The organism is Stenotrophomonas rhizophila (assembly GCF_003651185.1).
In the GTDB taxonomy this organism is placed as follows: Bacteria; Pseudomonadota; Gammaproteobacteria; order Xanthomonadales; family Xanthomonadaceae; genus Stenotrophomonas; species Stenotrophomonas maltophilia_Z.
In genome coordinates, this window is sequence record NZ_RCDC01000009.1 from 114352 (window position 1) to 135760 (window position 21409).

General features: G+C 67.0%; 17 protein-coding genes. 5 read left to right on the forward strand and 12 right to left on the reverse strand.

The window, feature by feature from the left end:
* Positions 1-116 precede the first annotated feature (116 nt).
* Together purU and aceE are read right to left on the reverse strand one after the other, a co-directional pair.
* Positions 117-968, reverse strand: coding sequence for a formyltetrahydrofolate deformylase (purU, locus tag BCL79_RS19270; RefSeq protein WP_121044317.1), 852 nt, complete (start codon positions 966-968; stop codon positions 117-119).
* Positions 969-1043: 75 nt separating this feature from the next.
* On the reverse strand, positions 1044-3716 hold the full coding sequence (gene aceE / locus BCL79_RS19275; protein ID WP_121044320.1) for a pyruvate dehydrogenase (acetyl-transferring), homodimeric type: 2673 nt from the start codon (positions 3714-3716) through the stop codon (positions 1044-1046).
* Between the two features lie 223 nt (positions 3717-3939).
* On the opposite strand from aceE, the gene BCL79_RS19280 reads away from it, so the two are divergent.
* The gene (locus BCL79_RS19280; RefSeq protein ID WP_183073836.1) at positions 3940-4872 is read left to right on the forward strand and encodes a LysR substrate-binding domain-containing protein; all 933 of its coding nucleotides are present in this window, start codon (positions 3940-3942) and stop codon (positions 4870-4872) included.
* A gap of 48 nt (positions 4873-4920) precedes the next feature.
* Here the strand turns inward: BCL79_RS19280 and BCL79_RS19285 are convergent, their stop codons facing one another.
* The 5 genes from BCL79_RS19285 to BCL79_RS19305 form a co-directional block, all read right to left on the reverse strand.
* Complete coding sequence (locus BCL79_RS19285) at positions 4921-6069, reverse strand: NADH:flavin oxidoreductase/NADH oxidase (protein ID WP_121044326.1); 1149 nt, start codon at positions 6067-6069, stop codon at positions 4921-4923.
* 58 nt (positions 6070-6127) lie between these two features.
* On the reverse strand, positions 6128-6946 hold the full coding sequence (locus tag BCL79_RS19290; protein WP_121044329.1) for an NAD-dependent protein deacetylase: 819 nt from the start codon (positions 6944-6946) through the stop codon (positions 6128-6130).
* Between the two features lie 46 nt (positions 6947-6992).
* Positions 6993-7406 (reverse strand): acyl-CoA thioesterase, encoded by a 414-nt coding sequence (locus BCL79_RS19295; RefSeq protein WP_019184839.1) that lies wholly within the window; start codon positions 7404-7406, stop codon positions 6993-6995.
* A 544-nt stretch (positions 7407-7950) separates the two neighbouring features.
* Complete coding sequence (locus BCL79_RS19300) at positions 7951-8970, reverse strand: ribonucleotide-diphosphate reductase subunit beta (protein ID WP_121044332.1); 1020 nt, start codon at positions 8968-8970, stop codon at positions 7951-7953.
* A 110-nt stretch (positions 8971-9080) separates the two neighbouring features.
* Positions 9081-11465 (reverse strand): ribonucleoside-diphosphate reductase subunit alpha, encoded by a 2385-nt coding sequence (locus BCL79_RS19305; protein ID WP_121044335.1) that lies wholly within the window; start codon positions 11463-11465, stop codon positions 9081-9083.
* Positions 11466-12044: 579 nt separating this feature from the next.
* Here BCL79_RS19305 and BCL79_RS19310 point away from each other — a divergent pair.
* Positions 12045-12866, forward strand: a complete 822-nt coding sequence (locus BCL79_RS19310; RefSeq protein ID WP_259462222.1) for a YggN family protein — start codon at positions 12045-12047, stop codon at positions 12864-12866.
* Positions 12867-12890: 24 nt separating this feature from the next.
* On the opposite strand, the gene zapE is transcribed toward BCL79_RS19310, so the two are convergent.
* Positions 12891-13991 carry a cell division protein ZapE gene (zapE, locus tag BCL79_RS19315; protein WP_121044337.1) on the reverse strand — a complete coding sequence of 367 codons (1101 nt, stop codon included), beginning with the start codon at positions 13989-13991 and terminating at the stop codon, positions 12891-12893.
* Complete coding sequence (locus BCL79_RS19320) at positions 13988-14674, reverse strand: alpha/beta hydrolase (protein WP_121044340.1); 687 nt, start codon at positions 14672-14674, stop codon at positions 13988-13990. Before BCL79_RS19320 ends, zapE begins: the two co-directional genes overlap by 4 nt.
* Positions 14675-14730: 56 nt before the next feature.
* On the opposite strand from BCL79_RS19320, the gene BCL79_RS19325 reads away from it, so the two are divergent.
* Positions 14731-15597 carry an EamA family transporter gene (locus BCL79_RS19325; protein ID WP_121044343.1) on the forward strand — a complete coding sequence of 289 codons (867 nt, stop codon included), beginning with the start codon at positions 14731-14733 and terminating at the stop codon, positions 15595-15597.
* A gap of 61 nt (positions 15598-15658) precedes the next feature.
* Here the strand turns inward: BCL79_RS19325 and BCL79_RS19330 are convergent, their stop codons facing one another.
* The 3 genes from BCL79_RS19330 to BCL79_RS19340 form a co-directional block, all read right to left on the reverse strand.
* Positions 15659-17104, reverse strand: coding sequence for an ExeM/NucH family extracellular endonuclease (locus tag BCL79_RS19330; protein ID WP_121044345.1), 1446 nt, complete (start codon positions 17102-17104; stop codon positions 15659-15661).
* Positions 17105-17198: 94 nt separating this feature from the next.
* Positions 17199-17717: a c-type cytochrome gene (locus BCL79_RS19335; protein ID WP_070474313.1), complete on the reverse strand. Its 519-nt coding sequence runs from the start codon at positions 17715-17717 to the stop codon at positions 17199-17201.
* A 114-nt stretch (positions 17718-17831) separates the two neighbouring features.
* Positions 17832-18437, reverse strand: coding sequence for a TetR/AcrR family transcriptional regulator (locus tag BCL79_RS19340; RefSeq protein WP_121044348.1), 606 nt, complete (start codon positions 18435-18437; stop codon positions 17832-17834).
* Positions 18438-18583: 146 nt separating this feature from the next.
* Between BCL79_RS19340 and BCL79_RS19345 the strand changes: the two genes are divergently transcribed.
* Positions 18584-19747: an isovaleryl-CoA dehydrogenase gene (locus BCL79_RS19345; RefSeq protein ID WP_121044350.1), complete on the forward strand. Its 1164-nt coding sequence runs from the start codon at positions 18584-18586 to the stop codon at positions 19745-19747.
* A gap of 10 nt (positions 19748-19757) precedes the next feature.
* Positions 19758-21368: a carboxyl transferase domain-containing protein gene (locus BCL79_RS19350; RefSeq protein ID WP_121044352.1), complete on the forward strand. Its 1611-nt coding sequence runs from the start codon at positions 19758-19760 to the stop codon at positions 21366-21368.
* Positions 21369-21409: the final 41 nt, after the last annotated feature.

The following is a 21409-nucleotide window of genomic DNA, read 5'->3' on the forward strand; positions in this document are numbered from 1 at the left end:
TGCGCTGGTAGTGCCGGCCGCTGGCCGGCTCCCGATACCGTTTGGGTCGTGCGATGAGCCGGCCAGCGGCCGGCACTACCGGAGTGTCGTACCCACCAACGGTCGGTACCTACCGGTCAGCGGAAGACGACGGTGCGATGCCCGTTGCGCAGGATGCGATGCTCCACATGCCGGCGTACCGCGCGCGCCAGCACCTGCGATTCGGTGTCGCTGCCCAGCCGCACCAGATCGCGCGGCGTCATCGCGTGATCCACACGCGCGACGTCCTGCTCGATGATCGGGCCTTCGTCCAGATCCGGGGTCACATAGTGCGCGGTGGCGCCGATGATCTTGACCCCACGCGCGTGCGCCTGGTGATACGGCTGCGCGCCTTTGAAGCTGGGCAGGAAGCTGTGGTGGATGTTGATCGCCCGCCCGGCCAAGGCCTCGCACAGGCGCGGCGACAGAATCTGCATGTAACGCGCCAGCACCACCAGGTCGATCTGCTCGCGCTCGACCAGATCGATGATCTGCTGCTCCTGCACGGCACGGTTGTCCGCGTTGACCGGCAGGTGATGGAACGGCACGCCGTAGGAGCCGGCCAGGGCGGCGAAGTCCTCGTGATTGGAGGCCACCGCCGCGATGTCCACCTGCAGCTGCCGGCTGTGCGCGCGGAACAGCAGGTCGTTGAGGCAATGCCCCTGCTTGCTGACCAGCACCAGCAGGCGCGCACGGCGGCGGGCGTCATGCAGTTGCCAGTCCATCCCGAACTCGGCGGCCAGGGTGGCCATGCGGGCTTCCACGTCGCCCAGTGACTGCTCGGCGGCACGGTCGAAATGCACGCGCAGGAAGAACCGGCCGCTCTCGTCGTCGCCGAACTGCTGGGCATCGAGGATGTTGCAGCCCAGCTCGAACAGCAGGCCGGACACACGGTAGACGATCCCGGTACGGTCCGGGCATGACAGGGTGAGGATGGAATCGGGGCGCATCCGACCAGTGTAAGCGAGCACCGCCGGGCTGCGGACGATGCTCTCAGATGCAACCAAGGGCAGCGGGCCCCGCGACTACACCGACACCGGATCCACCTTCTCCACATCGATGCCATAGCGGTCGATCGCCACCTGCAGCTGGGCCCGTTCGATCCGGCCCTCGTCGGCCAGCGACTTGAGCGCGGCGAGCACGATGAAGTGGCGGTCCACTTCAAAGAACGTACGCAGTGACTCGCGCGTATCCGAGCGGCCGAAGCCATCGGTGCCCAACGCAGTGAAGCGGCGGCCGTCGATGAAGGGCCGGATCTGGTCACCGACGATCTTCATGTAGTCGGTGGCCACGATCACCGGGCCCGGGTGCGCGGCCAGGCATTGCTGCACATACGGCACCCGCGGTTCCTCCACGGGATGCAGCAGGTTCCACCGCTCTGCCGCCAGGCCATCACGGCGCAGTTCGGTGAGGCTGGTGGCGCTCCACACATCGCTGGCGATGCCGAAGTCCTGCTGCAGCAGCGTGGCCGCGGCTTCCACCTCGCGCAGGATCGCGCCACTGCCCATCAGCTGCACGCGCAGCGCCGGGTCGCTGTCGGCGGCAGCGGGGTGCAGCAGGTACAGGCCCTTGAGGATGCCCGCTTCGCTGCCTGCGGGCAGTGCCGGGTGCGGATAGGCCTCGTTGAGCACGGTGATGTAGTAGTAGATGTCTTCCTGGTCCACGTACATCCGGCGCAGGCCGTCCTGGATGATCACCGCGAGTTCGAAGTTGTAGGTCGGGTCATAGGACACGCAGCTGGGGATCACCGAGGACAGCACGTGGCTGTGGCCGTCATCGTGCTGCAGCCCCTCGCCCATCAGCGTTGTGCGGCCGGACGTGGCGCCGAGCAGGAAGCCGCGGGTACGTGCATCGGCAGCCGCCCAGGCCAGGTCGCCAACGCGCTGCAGGCCGAACATCGAATAGAAGATGTAGAACGGAATCGTGGCCAGGCCGTGGTTGCTGTACGCGGTACCGGCGGCGATCCACGAGCAGATCGCGCCGGATTCGTTGATGCCCTCCTGCAGGATCTGGCCGTCCTTGGCTTCCTTGTAATAGCTCAGCTGGCCGGCGTCCTGCGGGGTGTACAACTGGCCGAGGTAGGAGTGGATGCCGATCTGGCGGAACAGGCCTTCCATGCCGAACGTGCGTGATTCATCGGGCACGATGGGAATGATCAGCTTGCCCAGTTCGGGGTCCTTGAGCAGCGTGGTGAGGATGCGCACGAAGCCCATCGTGGTGGACTGGCCACGTTCGCCACTGCCCTGCAACTGGGTGGCGAACGCCGACAACGCCGGCACCGGCAACGGATCGACGTGGGTCACCCGCGCCGGCAGCTGGCCGCCCTGGGCCTGGCGACGCTGCGCGAAATAGCGCTCCTCAGCACTGCCCGGCGCGGGGCGCAGGTACGGCATGTCTTCCAGCTGGTCGTCGCTGACCGGCAGATCGAACCGGTCACGGAACGCACGCACGGCATCGACGCTCATCTTCTTGAGCTGGTGATTGATGTTCTGCCCTTCACCGGCCTCGCCCATGCCGAACCCCTTGACCGTCTTGGCCAGGATCACGCTCGGGCGACCATTGCCGGCGACGGCCTGCGCGTAGGCGGCGTAAACCTTCTGCGGATCGTGACCGCCGCGGGCGAGCGCCCAGATCTCGTCATCGCTCAGGTCCGCGACCAGCGCCAGCAGTTCGGGATACCTGCCGAAGAAATGCTCGCGCACGTAGGCACCGTTCTGCGACTTGAAGGTCTGGTAGTCGCCATCCACGCATTCCATCATGCGCTGGCGCAGCAGGCCGGTGCGGTCCTTCGCCAGCAGCGCGTCCCAGCCGCCGCCCCAGATCACCTTGATGACATTCCAGCCGGCGGCGCGGAAGGTGCCTTCCAGTTCCTGGATCACCTTGGCGTTGCCGCGCACCGGGCCATCCAGCCGCTGCAGATTGCAGTTCACCACGAACACCAGGTTGTCCAGGCGCTCGCGGCCGGCCACCGAGATCGCGGCCAGCGATTCGGGCTGGTCCATTTCGCCATCGCCGAGGAACGCCCAGACCTTGCGGCCCTGGTGCTCCTTCAACCCGCGGTATTCCAGGTAGCGCATGTAACGCGCCTGGTAGGCGGCGGTGAGCGGACCCAGCCCCATCGAGACGGTGGGGAACTGCCAGAAGTCCGGCATCAGCCGCGGGTGCGGATACGAAGAAAGACCCTCGCGATCGGATTCGCGGCGGAAGTTGTCCATGCGTTCGGGCGCGATGCGGCCTTCGACGAACGCGCGGCCGTAGATGCCGGGCGCCGAGTGGCCCTGGATGTAGATCATGTCGCCATCGAAGGTGTCGGTACGGCCACGGAAGAAGTGATCGAAGCCGACGTCGTACAGCACCGCCGCGGACTGGTACGTGGCGATGTGGCCACCCACGTTGGAGTGCTTGCCGGCGCGCAGCACCATGACCATCGCGTTCCAGCGGATCATCGCGTTGAGGCGGCGCTCGATGCCGAGATCGCCCGGATAGGCCGGCTGGCGCTCGACCGGAATGGTGTTGGTATACGCCGTCCAGACGCGGCCATGCAGATCCCCATGGCGGGCCGTGTCCAGCTCGGTCAACTGGTCCATCAGGTAATGCGCGCGCGGGCGGCCGGCGGCGTGGATGACCGCCTCCAGCGACTCACGCCATTCCTGGGTTTCCTGCGGGTCGGTATCGAGGGGGGCGAGCGCTGGGTTCATGTCATCTCCGGGGAAGGCGGCCAGGCCGTGCGCAGGACGCGACGGCAGCGGGGGCGGCACAGCGCGGACGCGGCGTCGCCCGGGCAACAGAGCCGGGCGAGCGGGCAACCTGGCGGTTGCGGGACAGGCACGATAAGCAGGGGGCCGCAGGGCGGGTAGACCGGATGGACTTGGCGCTTTATAAAGAAATTCTTTCCAATGGAGCGCGAGAATGGCGGCCAGCATGAACATTCTCCAGTCAATCCGCAGCTTCATCCGGACCGCCGACGCCGGCAGCCTGGCCGCAGCCGCGCGCACGCTGGGGGTCAGCCCGGCGGCGGTCGGGCAGAACATCGCCCGGCTGGAGGCGCATCTGGGTGTGCGCCTGCTCAACCGCACCACCCGTACCCTGGCCCTGACCGAGCGCGGTGCGCTGTACCTGGCCCAGGTGCGCCACATCGAGCGCGACCTGCAGCGCGCCCAGGCCGCCGTGACCGACCTCGATGCCACGCCTGAAGGGCGGCTGCGAATCGCCAGCAGCACCGCGTTCGGCCGGCACGCGCTGGCCCCGTTGCTGCCCGCGCTGCAGGCCCGCTTCCGCCGCCTGGCGATCGAGCTGCTGCTCACCGACCGCAGCGTCGACCACGCGCACGAAGACGTGGACGTGAGCATCCGGATCGAACCGCAGCTGGAGGAAGGCCTGGTGGCCCGGCCAATCGCGCAGGTGCCGTTCGTGTTCTGCGCGGCACCGTCGTATCTCGCGCGGGCCGGCGTTCCGCTCACACCGGAGGCGCTGCGCGAGCATCGTTGCCTGCTGCTGCGCTACCCGCTGGATGGGCGCTATCTGCCTTGGGGCTTCGTACGCGACGGCATGCGCTTCGATGCCGAGGTGGCCCCGGCGCTGGTCAGCGACGACATCGATGCGCTGGCCGCGATGGCGGTGGCCGGCGGCGGCATCACCCGGCTGGCGGCATTCGTGGCCGCGCCCTATCTCGCGCGCGGCGAGCTGCAGGCGCTGTTCGAACCCGGCGATGCGCAGAGCACCCAGGCCTCACCGGAGCCGATGCGGTTGTTCCTGTGCGTCAGCGATCGCCGCGATCTGACCCCGAAGGTGCGGGCGCTGATGCAGCACATCATCGAGGGGCTGCCGCCGGCGTGGCGAGTGGACGCCGGCTGAGCGCAGGGGCCGCCGCGATACGCCGCCGCCCCTGCCGATCTCAGCGCCTCAGCGTTCCGGCGCGATGAACACACCGCGGGCTTCGCGCGGTTCGCAGCGCAGGTACTGCGGTGCCGGAGCGACCGAATCGCCCAGTGCCGCGGCGGCATGCCACGGCCAGCGCGGGTCGTAGAGGATGCCGCGGGCCAGCGCGATCGCATCGGCATGACCATGGCGCAGGATCGATTCGGCCTGCGAGGGCTCGGTGATCAGCCCCACCGCGATGACCGGCATGCGCAGCTTGTGCGCCTTGATCGCCTGCGCGAACGGCACCTGGTAGCCCGGCGACAGCGGTATCTGCTGGCGCGGGTCGTTGCCACCGCTGGAGACATGCAGGAACTGGCAGCCGCGCGCGTCCAGCACATGCGCCAGGGTCGTGGTCTGCTCGATATCCCAGCCGCCTGCCACCCAGTCGCTGGCGGAGATGCGCACACCCACCGCGATGCGATCGGAGACGGCCTCGCGCACGGCATCGAACACGCGCACCAGCAGGCGCATGCGGTTCTCCAGCGAGCCACCGTACTCATCCTCGCGGCGGTTGCTCAGCGGCGACAGGAACTGGTGCAGCAGGTACCCGTGCGCGGCGTGCAGTTCGATCAGGTCCATGCCGACGCGTTCGGCGCGACGGGCCGCAGCCGCGAAGGCTTCGACCACCGCATCGATACCGGCCAGGTCCAGTTCGGTCGGCGTCGGGTCGGTCTTGGCGAACGGCAGCGCAGACGGCGCGACCGTGGGCCAGGCACGCGGATCGGATGGGTCCATCGCACCGCCACCTTCCCACGGCTTGTTGACCGAGGCCTTGCGGCCAGCGTGACCCAGCTGCACGCCCAGCGGCATCGGCGACCACTGCTTGACCGAGGCCACGACCGAGGCCAGCGCGGCTTCGGTGGCGTCATCCCACAGGCCCAGATCGGCCCAGCTGATGCGGCCTTCCGGCAGCACGGCAGTGGCTTCCAGGATCAGCAGGCCGGCACCGGACTGCGAGAGCTGCCCGAGATGGATGCGGTGCCAGTCGTTGGCAAGGCCGTCGACGCAGGAGTACTGGCACATCGGCGCGATCACGATGCGGTTGGGCAGGGTCAGCGGGCCGAAGGGGATGGAGGAGAAGAGCTGGCTCAAGGGGGGAACTCGGGAAGAGGAAATGTAACCGGGCGCCATTGCACTCCTGTGCGGCGGCGGAGGCAACCGTGCCAGTGGATCAGTGTTTCGTAGCGGCTCAGGCGGCGGCGGTTCCTGGCAGCAGGAAGGCCAGCGCCTCGGCGCAGGATTGGTCGACTTTCAGGCTCAGCAGCGCGTCGGCACGGGTGAGGCCGCGGTTGAGCGCAGCGATCGGCACCCCGGCCTGGGCGGCCGCCTGCACGAAGCGGAAGCCGGAATAGACCATCAGCGAGGAGCCGACCACCAGCACCGCATCGGCCCGCTGCAGATGGTCGTGGACGGTGGCGACCCGCTCGCGCGGCACGCTTTCACCGAAGAACACCACATCCGGCTTGAGCACGCCGCCGCAGGCCGGGCAAGCCGGCACCTGGAAGGCGGAGAAATCCATCTCCAGATCGGCATCGCCATCGGGCGCCTGCCCGGCCTCCAGATGCTCCCAGCCGGGGTTGAGCGCCAGCAGCCGGTGCTGGAATGCCTCGCGCGGGGTGCGTGCTTCACAGCCCATGCAGCGCACCTGGTCCAGCCGCCCATGCAGATCGATCACCGCCTCGCTGCCCGCCCGCTGATGCAGGCGGTCGACGTTCTGGGTGAGCAGCAGTTCGACCTGGCCCCGGGCTTCCAGCGCGGCGAGCGCGGCATGCGTGCCGTTCGGCTGGGCCCACCCGAACCGGGGCCAGCCCAGCAGGCTGCGCGCCCAATAACGCTGGCGGGTGGCCAGCTCGCCCATGAAGGCCTGGTAGGTGACCGGCGGCGTCCGCTTCCACTGCCCATCGGCATCGCGGTAATCCGGGATGCCCGAATCGGTGCTGCAGCCTGCGCCGGTCAGCACGAACAGGCGCTGGGCGCGGTCGATGAACTCGGCGAGGGGTGTGCTCATGATCAGCAGATGGGGGCGCAGGGACAGAGAGGCAATCGCTGCCCGCTTACGGGCCCGGGATGTCACCCGGCAGCGACGGGACGCTGGTCGGATGGCCGTCGGCATCCAGCGCGATCATCACGAAGTGTCCGCGCGTGCACAGCTTGCGCTCACCGGTGTGGAGGTCTTCGGCGATCAGTTCGACCTCCACCTTCATCGAGCTGCGGCCCACTTCAACGATGCGGCCGACGGTCTCCACCATCTGGCCGATGCGGATCGGCAGCTTGAAATCGACCTGGTCCGAGCGCGCGGTGACCACGGTGCGGCGGGAGTAGCGGGCGGCGGCCAGGAACGCCGCCTTGTCCATCCAGGCCAGTGCCTGGCCACCGAACAGGGTGCCCAGGTGATTGGTGTGGTTGGGGAACACGATCTCGGCCATGCGGACTTCGATGGGCGGGATGGTTTCAGGGATGGGGGTCATGGCGGGGGCCGGGAATGTGTGTGGGGTGGCGCGGATGATACGACAGGGGGTGGTTAGTCGCGTAGAGCTTGGGGCGCTTCCTTTTCTACCGGCTTGAGGAGGTCGTTGCGCGGTGGGGAGAGCGGCTTTGGCGAGTGCTTACGCGACTTGGTGTGGGAGAGGAAAAGCAGCCGAGCATGGCTCGGCTCTACCCAATGTGTGGATATCAAACGCTGCATTGATGGTCAGCGCACGTTGGTAATAACCGCCTTTCCAACCGCAATGGGAGATCCGTGGGAAGTGACCCGGGTAGGCGAATGCAGGACCGTTGGGCCGCATGGATGCGGCCCACGAGCCTACAAGGACGTATTTACGGCGGGTCCAGCATTCGCCTGCCCGGGTCACTTCTACTGGCAGCATCCGGACACCAACGCTGTTGCTTAAACGCTTAAACGCTTAAACGCTTAAACGCTTCAACGCTTCAACGCTTCAACGAGTAAAGCGGGAAACGAAAAAGCCCCGGAACATGTCCGGGGCTTTTCGAAATCACAACGTAAGCGTCAGATCAGAACGACATGTCGAACGACACTTCGCCCTTCACGCCCACCTGGTAGGCCGACGAACGACGCTCGAAGAAGTTGGTCAACTCCTGCACATCCTGCAGCTCCATGAAGCTCAGCGGATTGCGCACGTTGTACTTCTTCTCCATGCCCAGGCGATGGAAATGATTGTCCGCGCAATGCTGCAGATACTGGCGCATGTCACGCGTCGAAATGCCCGCCACACCGCCCGACAGCACGTCCTCGGCGAACTGCACTTCGCACTCGATCGCATCGGCCAGCATGTCGTAGACCTCCTGCTTCATCGCATCGTCGAACAGGTCCGGCTCTTCCTCGCGGATCACGTCCACGCACTCGAAGGCGAACTCCATGTGCGCGCTCTCGTCGCGGAACACCCAGTTGGTGCCCGAGGCCAGACCGTTGAGCAGGCCGCGCGAACGGAAGTAGTACACGTAGGCGAAGGCCGCGAAGAAGAACAGGCCCTCGATGCACGCCGCGAAGCAGATCTGGTTGAGCAGGAACTGGCGACGCTCATCACGGGTCTCGATGCGCTTCAGGTTCTGGATCGAATCGATCCACTTGAAGCAGAAGTCGGCCTTCTTCTTGATCGAATCGATGTTCTCCACCGCATCGAACGCCTTGGCGCGCTCGTCCGGATCCGGCAGGTAGTTGTCCAGCAGGGTCAGGTAGAACTGCACGTGCAGCGCTTCTTCGTACAGCTGGCGCGACAGGTACATGCGCGCTTCCGGCGCATTCAGATGCTGATACAGGTTCAGCACCAGATTGTTGGACACGATCGAATCGCCCGTGGCGAAGAACGCGACCAGGCGGTGGATCAGGTGGCGCTCGCCCGGCGACATCTTGCCGTGCAGGTCGCTGATGTCGATCTGGAAGTTGATTTCCTCGACCGTCCAGGTGTTCTTGATCGCGTTGCGATACATGTCATAGAACTGCGGGTAGCGCATCGGGCGCAACGTCAGTTCAAAACCTGGATCGAGCAGCATTTGAGCAGGCTTGTCGGCCATGGTGTTTCGTCCTTCTTGGCGACTACCGACCAACGGTCGGTAGCTACCGAATATGTGATTTTCCGTCCGTGCACCCGGCGGTGCCGGCCCGGTGGGCCGGCACGCCTTGTTTACTGGCACGCCTCGCAGCTTTCCGGGTTTTCCAGCGAGCAGGCGACGGCTTCGACCGGGGTGTAGCTGCTGACGGTCGTCTTGGCGATCTTGGTCGCCGGGCGCGAACGCAGGTAGTACGTGGTCTTGATGCCCTGCTTCCAGGCGTACATGTACATGGAGGACATCGCGCCGATGTTCGGGCTTTCCATGAACAGGTTGAGCGAGGCGGACTGGTCGATGAACGCGCCGCGGTCGGCGGCCATGTCGATCAGCGAACGCATCGGCAGTTCCCAGGCGGTGCGGTAGATGTGGCGCAGCGTTTCCGGGATCTGGGTGATGCCCTGGATCGAGCCTTCGGCCAGCTTGATCGCGTCGCGCATTTCCGGGGTCCAGTGGCCGAGCTTCTTCAGCTCGTTCACCAGGTAACGGTTGACCTGCAGGAAGTCGCCGGACAGCGTTTCGCGCTTGAACAGGTTGGACACCTGCGGCTCGACGCACTCGTAGCAACCGGCGATCGAGGCGATGGTGGCGGTCGGGGCGATCGCGATGAGCAGCGAGTTGCGCAGGCCGTGTTCCTTGATGCGCTCACGCAGGGCATCCCAACGTGCGGTGTCTTCGGGCACCACGTTCCAGGCATCGAACTGCAGCTCGCCGCTGGCCGCACGGGTGTCGGCGAAGGACGGGTGCTTGCCGCGTTCCTGGGCCAGCTCGCACGAGGTTTCCAGCGCGTGGAAGTAGATCGTTTCGGCGATCTGCTTGGACAGCGCGCGGGCTTCGGCACTGTCAAAGGCCAGACGCTTGCGGAAGAACACGTCCTGCAGGCCCATGCAGCCCAGGCCGACCGGGCGCCAGCGCAGGTTGCCGCGGCGGGCGGTTTCGATCGGGTAGAAGTTCAGGTCGATCACGCGGTCGAGCTGACGCACGGCCAGGCGCACGGTGTCGGCCAGCTTGTCGAAATCGAACTCGCCGTGGCCATCGAAATGATTGCCCAGGTTGATCGAGCCCAGGTTGCACACCGCGGTCTCTTCGGCCGAGGTGATTTCCAGGATTTCGGTGCACAGGTTGGACAGGTGGATCACGTTGCCCGGGCGCAGCGTCTGGTTGCTGGCGCGGTTGCACTTGTCCTTGAACGTCATCCAGCCGTTGCCGGTCTCGGCCAGGGTACGCATCATCCGCGAGTACAGCTTGCGTGCGGAGATGGTGCGCTGGGCCTTGCCCTGGGCTTCGGCCTGCAGGTAAGCCTGTTCGAAGGCTTCGCCGAACAGATCGGTGAACTCGGGCACCACGCTCGGATCGAACAGCGACCATTCCTGGTCGGCCTCGACGCGCTGCATGAACAGGTCGGGGATCCAGTTGGCCAGATTCAGGTTGTGCGCACGGCGCGATTCGTCGCCGGTGTTGTCACGCAGTTCGAGGAAGTCCTCGATATCGGCGTGCCAGGTTTCCAGGTACACACAGGCCGCGCCCTTGCGCTTGCCACCCTGGTTCACCGCCGCCACGGACGAATCCATGGTCTTCAGCCACGGCACGATGCCGTTGGAATGGCCGTTGGTCGATTTGATCAGCGAACCACGCGAACGCACGCGGCTGTAGCTGACGCCGATGCCGCCGCTGAACTTGGAGAGCTGGGCGATATCGCCGTACTTGGCGTAGATCGACTCCAGCGAATCCTGCGGCGAATCCAGCAGGAAGCACGAGGACAGCTGCTCGTGCGTGGTGCCGGAGTTGAACAGGGTCGGGCTGGACGGCAGGTAATCCAGGTTGCCCATGCGCTTGTACAGCGCGAGGGTTTCCGGCACGTCTTCGCTCAGCGCGCTGGCGATGCGCAGGAAGAACTGCTGCGGGGTCTCGATCACCTTGCGGGTGTGCGGATGACGCAGCAGGTAACGGTCGTACAGGGTACGCAGGCCGAAGTAATCGAAATGCAGGTCCAGCGACGGATCGATCGCGTCGTTGAGCTTGCGGGCGTTGACCTGCACGAATTCCAGCAGGCGCGCGTTGATCAGGCCCACTTCGTGGCCGCGGCCGACCGACTGCGAGAACGCATGGATTTCCTGGCCGGATACTTCCTTGGCGATGAAGTTGGCCAGCAGGCGCGCAGCGAGGCGGCCGTATTCGGGCTCTTCACCGATCAGCAGCGCCGAGGTGCGGATGGACAGTTCGTCCAGCTCCTGGGTGGTCGCGCCGTTGTACAGGCCGGAGATGGTGCGGGTCGCAACGCGCATCGGATCCACCGCATGCAGACCTTCGCAGCAGCGCTGTACAGCGCGCACGATCTTGTTCAGGTCCACCAGTTCGGTCGTGCCATTGCGCTTGGTCACGCTCATGGCGGTCGCCGTGGGCGGCGAGGTCAGCAGGAATTCGCTTTCCTTATCGATAGCTGCGCTGGTTTCGGTGCTCACGGCGTTTTCCTCTTGGCGTGATTTGGGGTGGTACAGCGGGGTCTGCCTGGCAGGCGCCGGAACCGATGCAGAGATGCTCAGGGTGGACTATCGGCGTCGCAGGAGCCGCGACCCGGGCAGGCAAGCCTGCGGGCGGTTCCCCTGCGTCACCGGTCCTCTCCCCCCGGAGAATCCTGCGACCGGCACCACACGCTGTACTTCGTGCGGTTGTCAGTAGGTCTTCAGGCCATCGGCGTGAAGGCAATACTCCCGTCGACTTGTGGTCGGCGGTACCGACGGCCACAAGATAGTGGGGGTACCAGGTGTCGTCAACGCCAAATGTAGTGAATTTCCCCAATCCCTTGCGGCGCAAGGACCGGGCCTGAAGGGCGTCCGACGAACGGTCTGGACCCGTCGAAAGCGAGTGCGCAGTCAAGGCCAAAACGTCGATGCCGGATGCGACGCAGGGTCGCGAAAAACGGAACAGCGGGCCTCACACCGCCCTAACGAATGGCCGCCGATCAGGGTGACTTCCGACCCGCGCCGGGGTGGCTGCGGGGTGCCACGCTCCGATACGCCTCCTTATATATGAACGCGACCATGCGCCTGCCCCTGACCGGCTGTCTGATGTTGGGCCTGACCGTGGCCGGTGCTGCCGCTGCCGGCGGGACCAAGGCGCCAGCGCTTTCCTCACGCCAGTGCGGGGTGAGCACGCCCTACAACGTGCTGGTGGACAGCGGCGGGATCTGGCTGCGCAACCGCGAGCAGGTGCCGGCGGAGATCTTCTTCCACGATGGCGAGCTGAACATCGATCGCCAGCCGATCCCGGTCAGCGACGCCGACGCCCAGCGCCTGCGCCAGCTCGAATGGGGCACCCGCCAGCTGGTGCCTGCCGTGGCCGGAGTGGCCGGCGAGGCCACGGACATCGCCTTGGATGCGCTGGGCGCCACGGTGGAAATCATGACCGGCAGCCGCCGCAGGGCGCGCGAGGTGGACGGGCTGCGCAAGGATGCCCACGCGTACGTCGGCCGTACCCTTGGCCGCGGGATCTGGGAGCAGGATCTGTTCGGCGAGCAGTTCGAGGCGCGCATCGAGCAGGCCGCCGAGTCGATGTCGGCCTCGCTGGCCCGCGGCGTGATGTGGACGATGCTGACCGGCGGCTCGGACCGGATCGAGGCCCGAGCCGAGCAGATGGAGGCCGACCTGGAGCGCCGCATGGAGGCGCGCGGGCAGGCGCTGGAGGCGCAGGCCCAGTCGCTGTGCACGCAGGTGCTGGCGCTGGATGCGATCCAGCAGTCGCTGGAGGTGCGCTACCAGGGCAAGCCGCTGGCGATGATGGTGATGGACCGCGACGAGGACGCAGCGGTGCCGATCGCGCACGAACTGCCGCGCGGAGATGCGTTGGTGTTGCCGCCGTTGTAGAGAGCATCCACGCCCGGCGTGGAGCTACGCGCGGTGCGGGGTGCCCAGGTACTCGGCGCTCTGCATTTCGATCAGGCGCGAGGCGGTACGTTCGAACGCGCCCTGCAGGCGGATGCCCGAATACAGCCCGACCGGTGAATCGGTCGCGGTGCAGACCAGGTTGACGTGGCGGTCGTACAGCTCGTCGATCAGGTTGACGAAGCGGCGCGCGGCATCTTCGTTGAGTGTGTCGAAGTGCGGGATGTCCCCCAGCAGCACGGTGTTGAACTCGTGCGCGATCTCGATGTAATCCGAGGGGCCACGCGGGCCTTCGCACAGCGCCTTGAAATCGAACCAGACGATGCTCTTGCCGCGGCCGCGCACCGGAATCTTGCGCGCCTCGATCTCGATGTTGCCCGCCTTGGCCGGCTGCCCACCGCTGAGCTCGGCCCAGCGGCCGGCCAGCCAGGCATCGCTGCCGGCATCGATCGGGGACTGGTACACCGGCGAGCGGGTCAGCGCGCGCATGCGGTAGTCCTCGGTGCCTTCGGCGTACAGCTCCACGCAGTAGGTCTGCAGCAGCCCGATCGCGGGCATGAAGCTGTCGCGCTGCAGGCCGTTGAGGTACAGGTTTTCCACGGCGGTATTGGAGGTGGTCACCAGGGTCACCCCCTCGGCGAACATGCGCTCGAGCAGGCGCGCCAGCAGCATTGCATCACCGATGTCGGTGACGAAGAACTCGTCCAGCACCAGCACGCGCAGTTTGCTGCGCCACTCCTGGGCGATCTTCGCCAGCGGATCGCTTTGCCCCTGGTGCTCGCGCAGGCGCTCGTGGATGCCACGCATGAAACGGTGGAAATGCGTGCGGTACTTCTGCTCGATCGGCAGGCCGTCATAGAACAGATCGACCAGGAAGGTCTTGCCGCGCCCCACCCCGCCCCAGAAGTACAGGCCCTTGACCGGCTCGGGCTTCTTCCAGAACGCGGAGAGGCGATCCAGCCAGCCATCCTGCGCGCTGTCGACCAGCGCCAGATGGATGCGGTCCAGCTCGGCCAGGGCGGCGTGCTGGGCCGGGTCGTTCTGCCATTCGCCCCGGGCCACGCCATCGGCGTAGCGCTGCGACGGGGTCATCACGGTCTCGCTCATGCTGCGTCGGGGGCCGCGTCGGAGGCGCCGTTGGGCAGCCACTGCTTGACGCCATGGATGAGCGCGCCGCGCAGGTCGACGATCTTGCGGTGGAAGAAATGGCTGGTATCGGGCATGCGCACCAGTTCGTGCGGTGCGTCCAGGCCGTCCAGCCAGTCATAGACCGCCTGCGGATCGACGATCTCGTCTTCCTCGCCCTGGATCACCAGCCACTGGGCCGGGGGCTGCATGCCCTCGAAGTCCCAGCGCCCGGCGGGCGGCGCGATCGAGATCAGCGTGGTCGGCTGCAGGTCGCCCGCGGCGCGCAACGAGACGTACGCACCAAAGCTGAAACCGGCCAGCCACAGGTCCTGGCCCGGCCGCTGTGCACGGACCCAGGCGGCAACGGCCTTGAGGTCGTCCTGCTCGCCCACGCCGTTGTCGAAGCTGCCGGCCGAATCGCCGACGCTGCGGAAGTTGAAGCGCACGGTGGCGATGCCCAGGTCGCGCAACGAGCGCGCGGCCATGGTCACCACCTTGTTGTGCATGCTGCCGCCCTCGGTGGACAGGGGGTGGCAGACGATCGCCACCACCGGCTGCACCGCGACATCGGCCTCGGGCAGATCAACCACGACATCCAGCGGACCGACCGGTCCGTCCAGCGTCAGCGCACCGCTTTCTTGGGGAAATGGGGGATTGTGCATGGCGTCATAATACCGTCCCTCCGCGTGCTTCACCGCCGCCCCCGCCGGATCCGTACATGCACTATCTGGTTTTCAGCGTTCTCTGCAGCGTGCTGGTGTCGGTCCTGCTGAAGCTGGCGCCGCGCCAGCGGCTGGACATGCCGCAGGTGGTGACCTGGAATTACCTGGTCGCCAGCGTGCTCAGCGCGGTGCTGCTGCAGCCCTCGCTGGCCTCGCTGCAGACCCCGCACGCGCCGTGGGCCGCCCTGCTCTGCCTGGCCGTGGCGTTGCCGGCGATCTTCCTGATGATGGCCCGCGCAGTGACCCGTGCCGGGATCGTGCGCAGCGATGTGGCCCAGCGATTGTCGCTGCTGCTTTCGCTGCTGGCTGCGTTCCTGGTGTTCGGCGAGAGCGCCAACGGCTGGAAGCTGGCCGGCCTGGGGCTGGGCCTGCTGGCGATCCTGGGGATCAGCGTGCGCCCGCGCGCCGGGGCGGCCGAGCCCTCCGGTGGGCGGGCCTGGCCGTGGCTGCTGGCGGTGTGGGTGGGCTACGCCCTGGTCGACATCCTGCTCAAGAAGGTGGCGTTGTCGGGTACGCCCTCGATGGCGGCGCTTCTGGTCAGCTTCAGCCTGGCCTTCGTGCTGATGCTCATCCTGCAGCTATGGCGCCACCTGCGCGGGATCGCCCGCCTGCAGTGGCGCAACGGGGTCGGCGGCGCCCTGCTCGGCCTGCTCAACTTCGGCAACATCCTGTTCTACGTGCGCGCCCACCAGCATCTGCCGGACAGCCCGGCGGTGGTGTTCGCCGGCATGAACATCGGCGTGGTGGTGCTGGGCGCGCTGGTGGGCATCGTCGGTTTCGGCGAGCGCACCAGTGTGTGGAACCGGGTGGGCCTCGGGTTGGCCGTGGCGGCGATCGGGTTGATCGCGTGGGGCACGTGGTAACCGACTGATGCGGTGCCGGCCAGCGGCCGGCACTACCAAGGCAACGCGACGGTGACCGGGATCAGCGATCAAACCCCAGCAACAGCGGATCATGGTCCGAGCTGCGCCACGGGCCCGCTTCGTTGCGGTCGCGGTAGCCCACATCGTCAGCTTCATCGGCATTGATGTGCCACTCCGCCGCCGCACGCAGGCGCTTGGCCATGCCCGGGCTCAACAGCGCATGGTCCAGCCGGCCGGTCATGCCGTTGTAGACATAGCTGTAAGGGTGTTCGACCTTGGCCACTGCGAACGCATCCCGCCAGCCGGCCGCGTGCAGGGTGCGGATCGGGTCTTCCATCGCGTAGGCGTTGAAGTCGCCCAGCAGCACCGCATCGCGGGTACCCGCACCGGTGGGGTCGGTCGCCAGCCACTGGTCCAGCAGCGTGGCCGAGGCGACCCGGGTGGCATTCCAGCAGGCCTGGCCGTCCTTCTGATCGGCATCGGCGCCGGTCGCGTCCGAGCAGCCCTTGGATTTGAAGTGATTGGCCACGACCACGAACGGCGCGCCCTTGCCCGCGCGGAAGGCCTGCGCCAGCGGCACGCGGCTGCGCTCGCCGAAGGGCTCCTTCTCCAGCACGGCGGGGGCGCCGACCGGGGTCACGCGCGTGGCACGGTAGATGATGCCGACCCGGATCGGGTTGTCACCCGGCCCCTGCTTCGCGTCGATGAAGCGCCAGTCGGCACCCTGGCCCCGGTCAGCATTGAGCGCATCGACCAGCTGGGCGATCGCCGACTGCGGGCCGTAACCATCGTTCTCCAGTTCCATCAGCGCCGCGACATCGGCGCCGAGCGCGTTGATGGTGGCGACCAGCTTGGCTTTCTGCGCCTGGTGTTCGGCCAGCGTACGGGCACCACGCAGGGTCGGGTAACCGCCGCCCTGGCCATCGCCGTTGAAGAAGTTCTCCAGGTTGAACGCCGCCACGTGCAGGGCACCGGCCACCACCGGTACCGCCGGGCGCTCCAGCCCGGGCAGGTTCAGGGGACGGGTCACCTGCAGGCGGGCGTTGCCTTTGGGATCGATGCGGACGATGCCTTCCACGTTGCGCAGGACCATGCCGGTGCGCAGGTTCGCCGCCGCCGGCAGGTAGGCCACCGGGCCGGGATCCCGGGCATCGCTGCCATCGTCCAGCACCAGCCGGCGACGCAGGTTGTCGGCCACCTCATGGGCGTGCTCCGGGGTGCCGGGTGCGGCCACCTCACTCGGCTGCCAGAGGCGGCCGCCGAAGGCTACGGTCAACTCACCGAAACGCGACAGGCCATCGGTACCGGCCAGGGTCAGTGGCGCGGCGATACGGACCTGCTGGCCATCCAGCGTGCGCCAGTCGGTCGGCGGCGCGGTCAGGGTGACCGTGGCCGACGTGGCCGGCGCCGGGCGCACCTGCGGCGAGGTGGCGGGCTGCGGCTGAGCGGCATGGACCGCGCCGGACAACGCCAGCGCGAGAGCGAACACGAGGGGGGTACGGCGCATCGGAAGCGGGACTCCAGGGAAGTGCGACAAGGCTAACCACATAACGTGAAACGCCGCCCTTCGGCGGCGTCGGTGGCCTGATCCGGCAAAGCCGTCATTTCAGGTTGGCGAGCATCCAATCGACCGTGGCATGGATCTGCTCCTCGGTCAGCGCCGGATTCCCGCCCTTGGGCGGCATGATGCCACCGTCCGGGCCGGTATAGCCCTCCACCGCGTGCTTGTAGAGCGTGTCCTTGCCCTGGGCAATGCGCGCATCCCAATGCCCGTGATCCAGCGTCGGCGCCTTGCCGACGCCATTGGTATGGCAGGCGGTGCAGAGGTTGTCGTAGATCACCTTGCCGTCGGTGGTACCGCCGTAGGCGACCTGCGAGGCGGCTTTGACCAGCGCGGCGGCATGGGCGGCAGCCTGCGCGGCGGCACCGGTGCTGCCGGCGTACACCGCACCGGCCGGCGCGATGCGCTGCTCGGTACGTTTGGCCGCCATCGGCGAGACTTCAGGGGGAATGCTGGTATGCAGGTAGGCCGCAAAGATGATGAGGCCGAGTGTGATGGCCATCAGCAGCGCGATGACCATGGAAAAGCGTTTCAGGAACTCGAGGTCGTAATTCCGCACTCTCTATACCCCTGGCTGGTAGTCGTTGGACCACGGCTTGTCGGCCGAGTATGACCAGCGTCGGCGGCGCTGCGCAAGCGACCGCCGGGTGTCGCAATGCAGCATCGGCGCGGCTCAGGCGCCCGCGGCACGCAGGCAGAAAACACAGATCGACTCGACCAGCGCATCTTCATCGCCGTGCGCGTCGCGGCTCAGAGCGGTCGGGCCGACCAGCGCCTCGGTGAACGCCCCCACGATGCAGGCCGCCGCGACATGCGTGTCCTGCGGCGGGAAGGTGCCTGCCTCCACGCCATCGGCGACGATGCGCCGGAACACATCGCCGAACAGACGGCGGCAGCGGATGCGCTCGGCCTCCACTTCCGGATCCACCGGCTCGGCGATGAAGGCATAGGCCAGCCCGGGGCCGGCCAGCGCGCGCCGCACAAAGGCGGTGATTGCCCGGCGCAGGCGCTCCGGCGCGGGCAGCGGCTCGGCCGCGATCGCCTCGAAGATGCGCAGCTCGTGCTCGACGGCGGCGGTGAGCACCTCCACGAACAGTTCGGCCTTGGAGGGGAAGTGCCGGTAGATCAGGCCGGTGGAGACCCCGGCTTCGGCCGCCACGGCGGTCACCGGGGCGTTGCGGTAGCCGCCGGCCGCCACCAGCACACGGGTCGCCAGCAGGATGCGTTCACGGGCGCCGGCAAGGCGTTCTTCCATCAGGGCGGAGCGTTTATAGGCCATTTGTTGATTCTATGTTCAATTTTTGAATTTGTGTTCACTTCTTTGTCGAACCCGGCTACGCTGGGGGTACATCGCCCGCGGGACGGCCCTGTCAGCCCGTCCATCCCTCCCGGCGCGTCCCATCCCTTGTTGTTGCGGAGTCGCCCATGCACGTCCCGACCATGAACTTCGATCTCGGCGAAGAGATCGACCTGCTGCGCCAGAGCGTGGCCCATTTTGCCTCCGCTGAAATCGCTCCGCTGGCGGCCCAGGCCGACGAAGAGAATCTGTTCCCCAATGCGCTGTGGCGCAAGCTCGGCGAGCAGGGTCTGCTCGGCCTGACCGTGGAAGAGGAATACGGCGGCAGCGGCATGGGCTACCTCGCGCATGTGGTGGCGATGGAAGAGATCTCACGCGCCTCCGGTGCCATCGCACTGTCCTACGGTGCGCACTCGAACCTGTGCGTGAACCAGCTGCGCAAGAACGGAAACGAAGATCAGAAGAAGCGCTACCTGCCCGGCCTGTGCAGCGGCGAGCTGGTCGGCGCGCTGGCGATGAGCGAACCGGGCGCCGGCTCGGACGTGGTGTCGATGAAGCTGCGCGCGGACAAGCGCGGTGATCACTACGTGCTCAACGGCAACAAGATGTGGATCACCAACGGCCCGGATGCCGATGTGCTGGTGGTCTACGCCAAGACCGATCCGGATGGCGGCGCCAAGGGCATCACCGCGTTCCTGATCGAAAAGGGCATGAAGGGCTTCTCCACGGCGCAGAAGCTGGACAAGCTCGGCATGCGCGGTTCCAACACCTGCGAGCTGGTCTTCCAGGATTGCGAAGTGCCCGAAGCCAACGTGCTCGGCGTGGTCGGCGGTGGCGTCAAGGTGCTGATGTCCGGTCTGGACTATGAGCGCGTGGTGCTTTCCGGCGGCCCGCTCGGGCTGATGGCGGCCGCGATGGATGTGGTGATGCCGTACGTGCACGAGCGCAAGCAGTTCGGCGAGGCGATCGGCACCTTCCAGCTGATCCAGGCCAAGCTGGCCGACATGTATGTGGGCCTCAACGCCTGCCGTGCCTATGTCTACGCGGTGGCACGCGCCTGCGACCAGGGCCGCACCACGCGCCAGGACGCAGCCGGCGCGATCCTGTATTCGGCCGAGAAGGCCACCTGGCTGACCGGCCAGGCGATCCAGATCCTGGGCGGCAACGGCTATATCAACGAGTACCCGACCGGACGGTTGTGGCGCGATGCCAAGCTGTATGAAATCGGCGCCGGCACCTCGGAGATCCGCCGCATGCTGATCGGCCGCGAACTGTTCCAGCGCACCAAGTAAGGGCCCTGCCATGACCGTATTGAGCACCCAGCTGCAACCGGGCAGCGACACCTTCGAGGCCAACCGCGCCGCGCTGCAGGCGGTGGTCGATGACCTGCGCGCCACCCTGGCGCAGACCGCGCTGGGCGGCAGCGAAGCAGCGCGCGCCAAGCACACCGCACGCGGCAAGCTGCTGGTGCGCGACCGCATCGATGCCCTGCTCGACCCGGGCAGCGCGTTCCTGGAAATCGCCCCGCTGGCCGCGCACGGCATGTATGGCGACCCGATCCCCAGCGCCGGCGTGGTTGCCGGCATCGGCCGGGTCTCGGGCGTGGAATGCGTGATCGTGGCCAACGATGCCACGGTCAAGGGTGGCACCTACTACCCGATGACGGTCAAGAAGCACCTGCGCGCGCAGGAAGTGGCCGAGCAGAACCGCCTGCCCTGCATCTACCTGGTGGATTCGGGCGGTGCGTTCCTGCCGCTGCAGGACGAGGTGTTCCCGGACCGCGACCATTTCGGCCGCATCTTCTACAACCAGGCCAACCTGTCCGCGCAGGGCATCCCGCAGATCGCCTGCGTGATGGGCAGCTGCACCGCCGGTGGCGCCTACGTGCCGGCGATGAGCGATGAAACGGTGATCGTGCGCGAGCAGGGCACCATCTTCCTCGGCGGCCCGCCGCTGGTGAAAGCGGCCACCGGTGAAGTGGTCACCGCCGAAGAACTGGGCGGTGCCGATGTGCACACGCGCATCTCCGGCGTGGCCGACCACATGGCCGACAACGACCTGCAGGCGCTGGCCCGGGTCCGCGCGATCATCGCCCAGCTCAACTGGCGCAAGCCCGAGCCGGCGCTGGCGGTGAAGGCCCCGGTGGAACCGCGGCATCCGGCCCACGAGCTGTATGGCGTGATCCCGGCCGACACGCGCAAGCCCTACGACGTACGCGAAGTGATCCTGCGCCTGGTCGACGATTCGCGCTTCGATGAGTTCAAGCCGCGCTACGGCAACACCCTTGTCACCGGCTTCGCGCACCTGCACGGCTACCCGGTGGGCATCATCGCCAACAACGGCATCCTGTTCTCCGAGTCCGCGCTGAAGGGCGCGCACTTCATCGAACTGTGCACGCAGCGCGGCATTCCTCTGGTCTTCCTGCAGAACATCACCGGCTTCATGGTTGGCCGCAAGTACGAGCACGGCGGCATCGCCAAGGACGGGGCCAAGCTGGTCATGGCCGTGGCCTGCGCCAAGGTGCCCAAGTTCACCGTGGTGATCGGCGGCTCGTTCGGTGCCGGCAACTACGGCATGTGCGGCCGTGCCTACTCGCCCAACTTCCTGTGGATGTGGCCGAACGCGCGCATCGGCGTGATGGGCGGCGAGCAGGCCGCCAGCGTGCTGGCCACGGTCAAACGCGATGGCATCGAAGCCAAGGGCGGGCAGTGGTCGGCCGAGGAAGAAGACGGCTTCAAGTCGCCGATCCGCGCGCAGTTCGAATCGCAGGGCCACCCGTACTACGCCAGCGCCCGCCTCTGGGATGACGGCGTGATCGACCCGGCCGACACCCGTCGTGTGCTGGGCCTGGCGCTGTCGGCCAGCCTCAACGCCCCGGCGAAGAAGACCGACTTCGGCGTGTTCCGCATGTAATGCACGGGCGGTGCCGCCTGGCACCGCCGCCCCTGGCCCGC

What these genes read in the sequence shown, in the direction of transcription:
- purU (WP_121044317.1), bottom strand. Translation starts at nt 968, where the DNA reads ATGCGCCCCGATTCCATCCTCACCCTGTCATGCCCGGACCGTACCGGG.
- aceE (WP_121044320.1), bottom strand. Translation starts at nt 3,716, where the DNA reads ATGAACCCAGCGCTCGCCCCCCTCGATACCGACCCGCAGGAAACCCAG.
- BCL79_RS19280 (WP_183073836.1), top strand. Translation starts at nt 3,940, where the DNA reads ATGAACATTCTCCAGTCAATCCGCAGCTTCATCCGGACCGCCGACGCC.
- BCL79_RS19285 (WP_121044326.1), bottom strand. Translation starts at nt 6,069, where the DNA reads ATGGCGCCCGGTTACATTTCCTCTTCCCGAGTTCCCCCCTTGAGCCAG.
- BCL79_RS19290 (WP_121044329.1), bottom strand. Translation starts at nt 6,946, where the DNA reads ATGAGCACACCCCTCGCCGAGTTCATCGACCGCGCCCAGCGCCTGTTC.
- BCL79_RS19295 (WP_019184839.1), bottom strand. Translation starts at nt 7,406, where the DNA reads ATGACCCCCATCCCTGAAACCATCCCGCCCATCGAAGTCCGCATGGCC.
- BCL79_RS19300 (WP_121044332.1), bottom strand. Translation starts at nt 8,970, where the DNA reads ATGGCCGACAAGCCTGCTCAAATGCTGCTCGATCCAGGTTTTGAACTG.
- BCL79_RS19310 (WP_259462222.1), top strand. Translation starts at nt 12,045, where the DNA reads ATGCGCCTGCCCCTGACCGGCTGTCTGATGTTGGGCCTGACCGTGGCC.
- zapE (WP_121044337.1), bottom strand. Translation starts at nt 13,991, where the DNA reads ATGAGCGAGACCGTGATGACCCCGTCGCAGCGCTACGCCGATGGCGTG.
- BCL79_RS19320 (WP_121044340.1), bottom strand. Translation starts at nt 14,674, where the DNA reads ATGCACAATCCCCCATTTCCCCAAGAAAGCGGTGCGCTGACGCTGGAC.
- BCL79_RS19325 (WP_121044343.1), top strand. Translation starts at nt 14,731, where the DNA reads ATGCACTATCTGGTTTTCAGCGTTCTCTGCAGCGTGCTGGTGTCGGTC.
- BCL79_RS19330 (WP_121044345.1), bottom strand. Translation starts at nt 17,104, where the DNA reads ATGCGCCGTACCCCCCTCGTGTTCGCTCTCGCGCTGGCGTTGTCCGGC.
- BCL79_RS19340 (WP_121044348.1), bottom strand. Translation starts at nt 18,437, where the DNA reads ATGGCCTATAAACGCTCCGCCCTGATGGAAGAACGCCTTGCCGGCGCC.
- BCL79_RS19345 (WP_121044350.1), top strand. Translation starts at nt 18,584, where the DNA reads ATGCACGTCCCGACCATGAACTTCGATCTCGGCGAAGAGATCGACCTG.
- BCL79_RS19350 (WP_121044352.1), top strand. Translation starts at nt 19,758, where the DNA reads ATGACCGTATTGAGCACCCAGCTGCAACCGGGCAGCGACACCTTCGAG.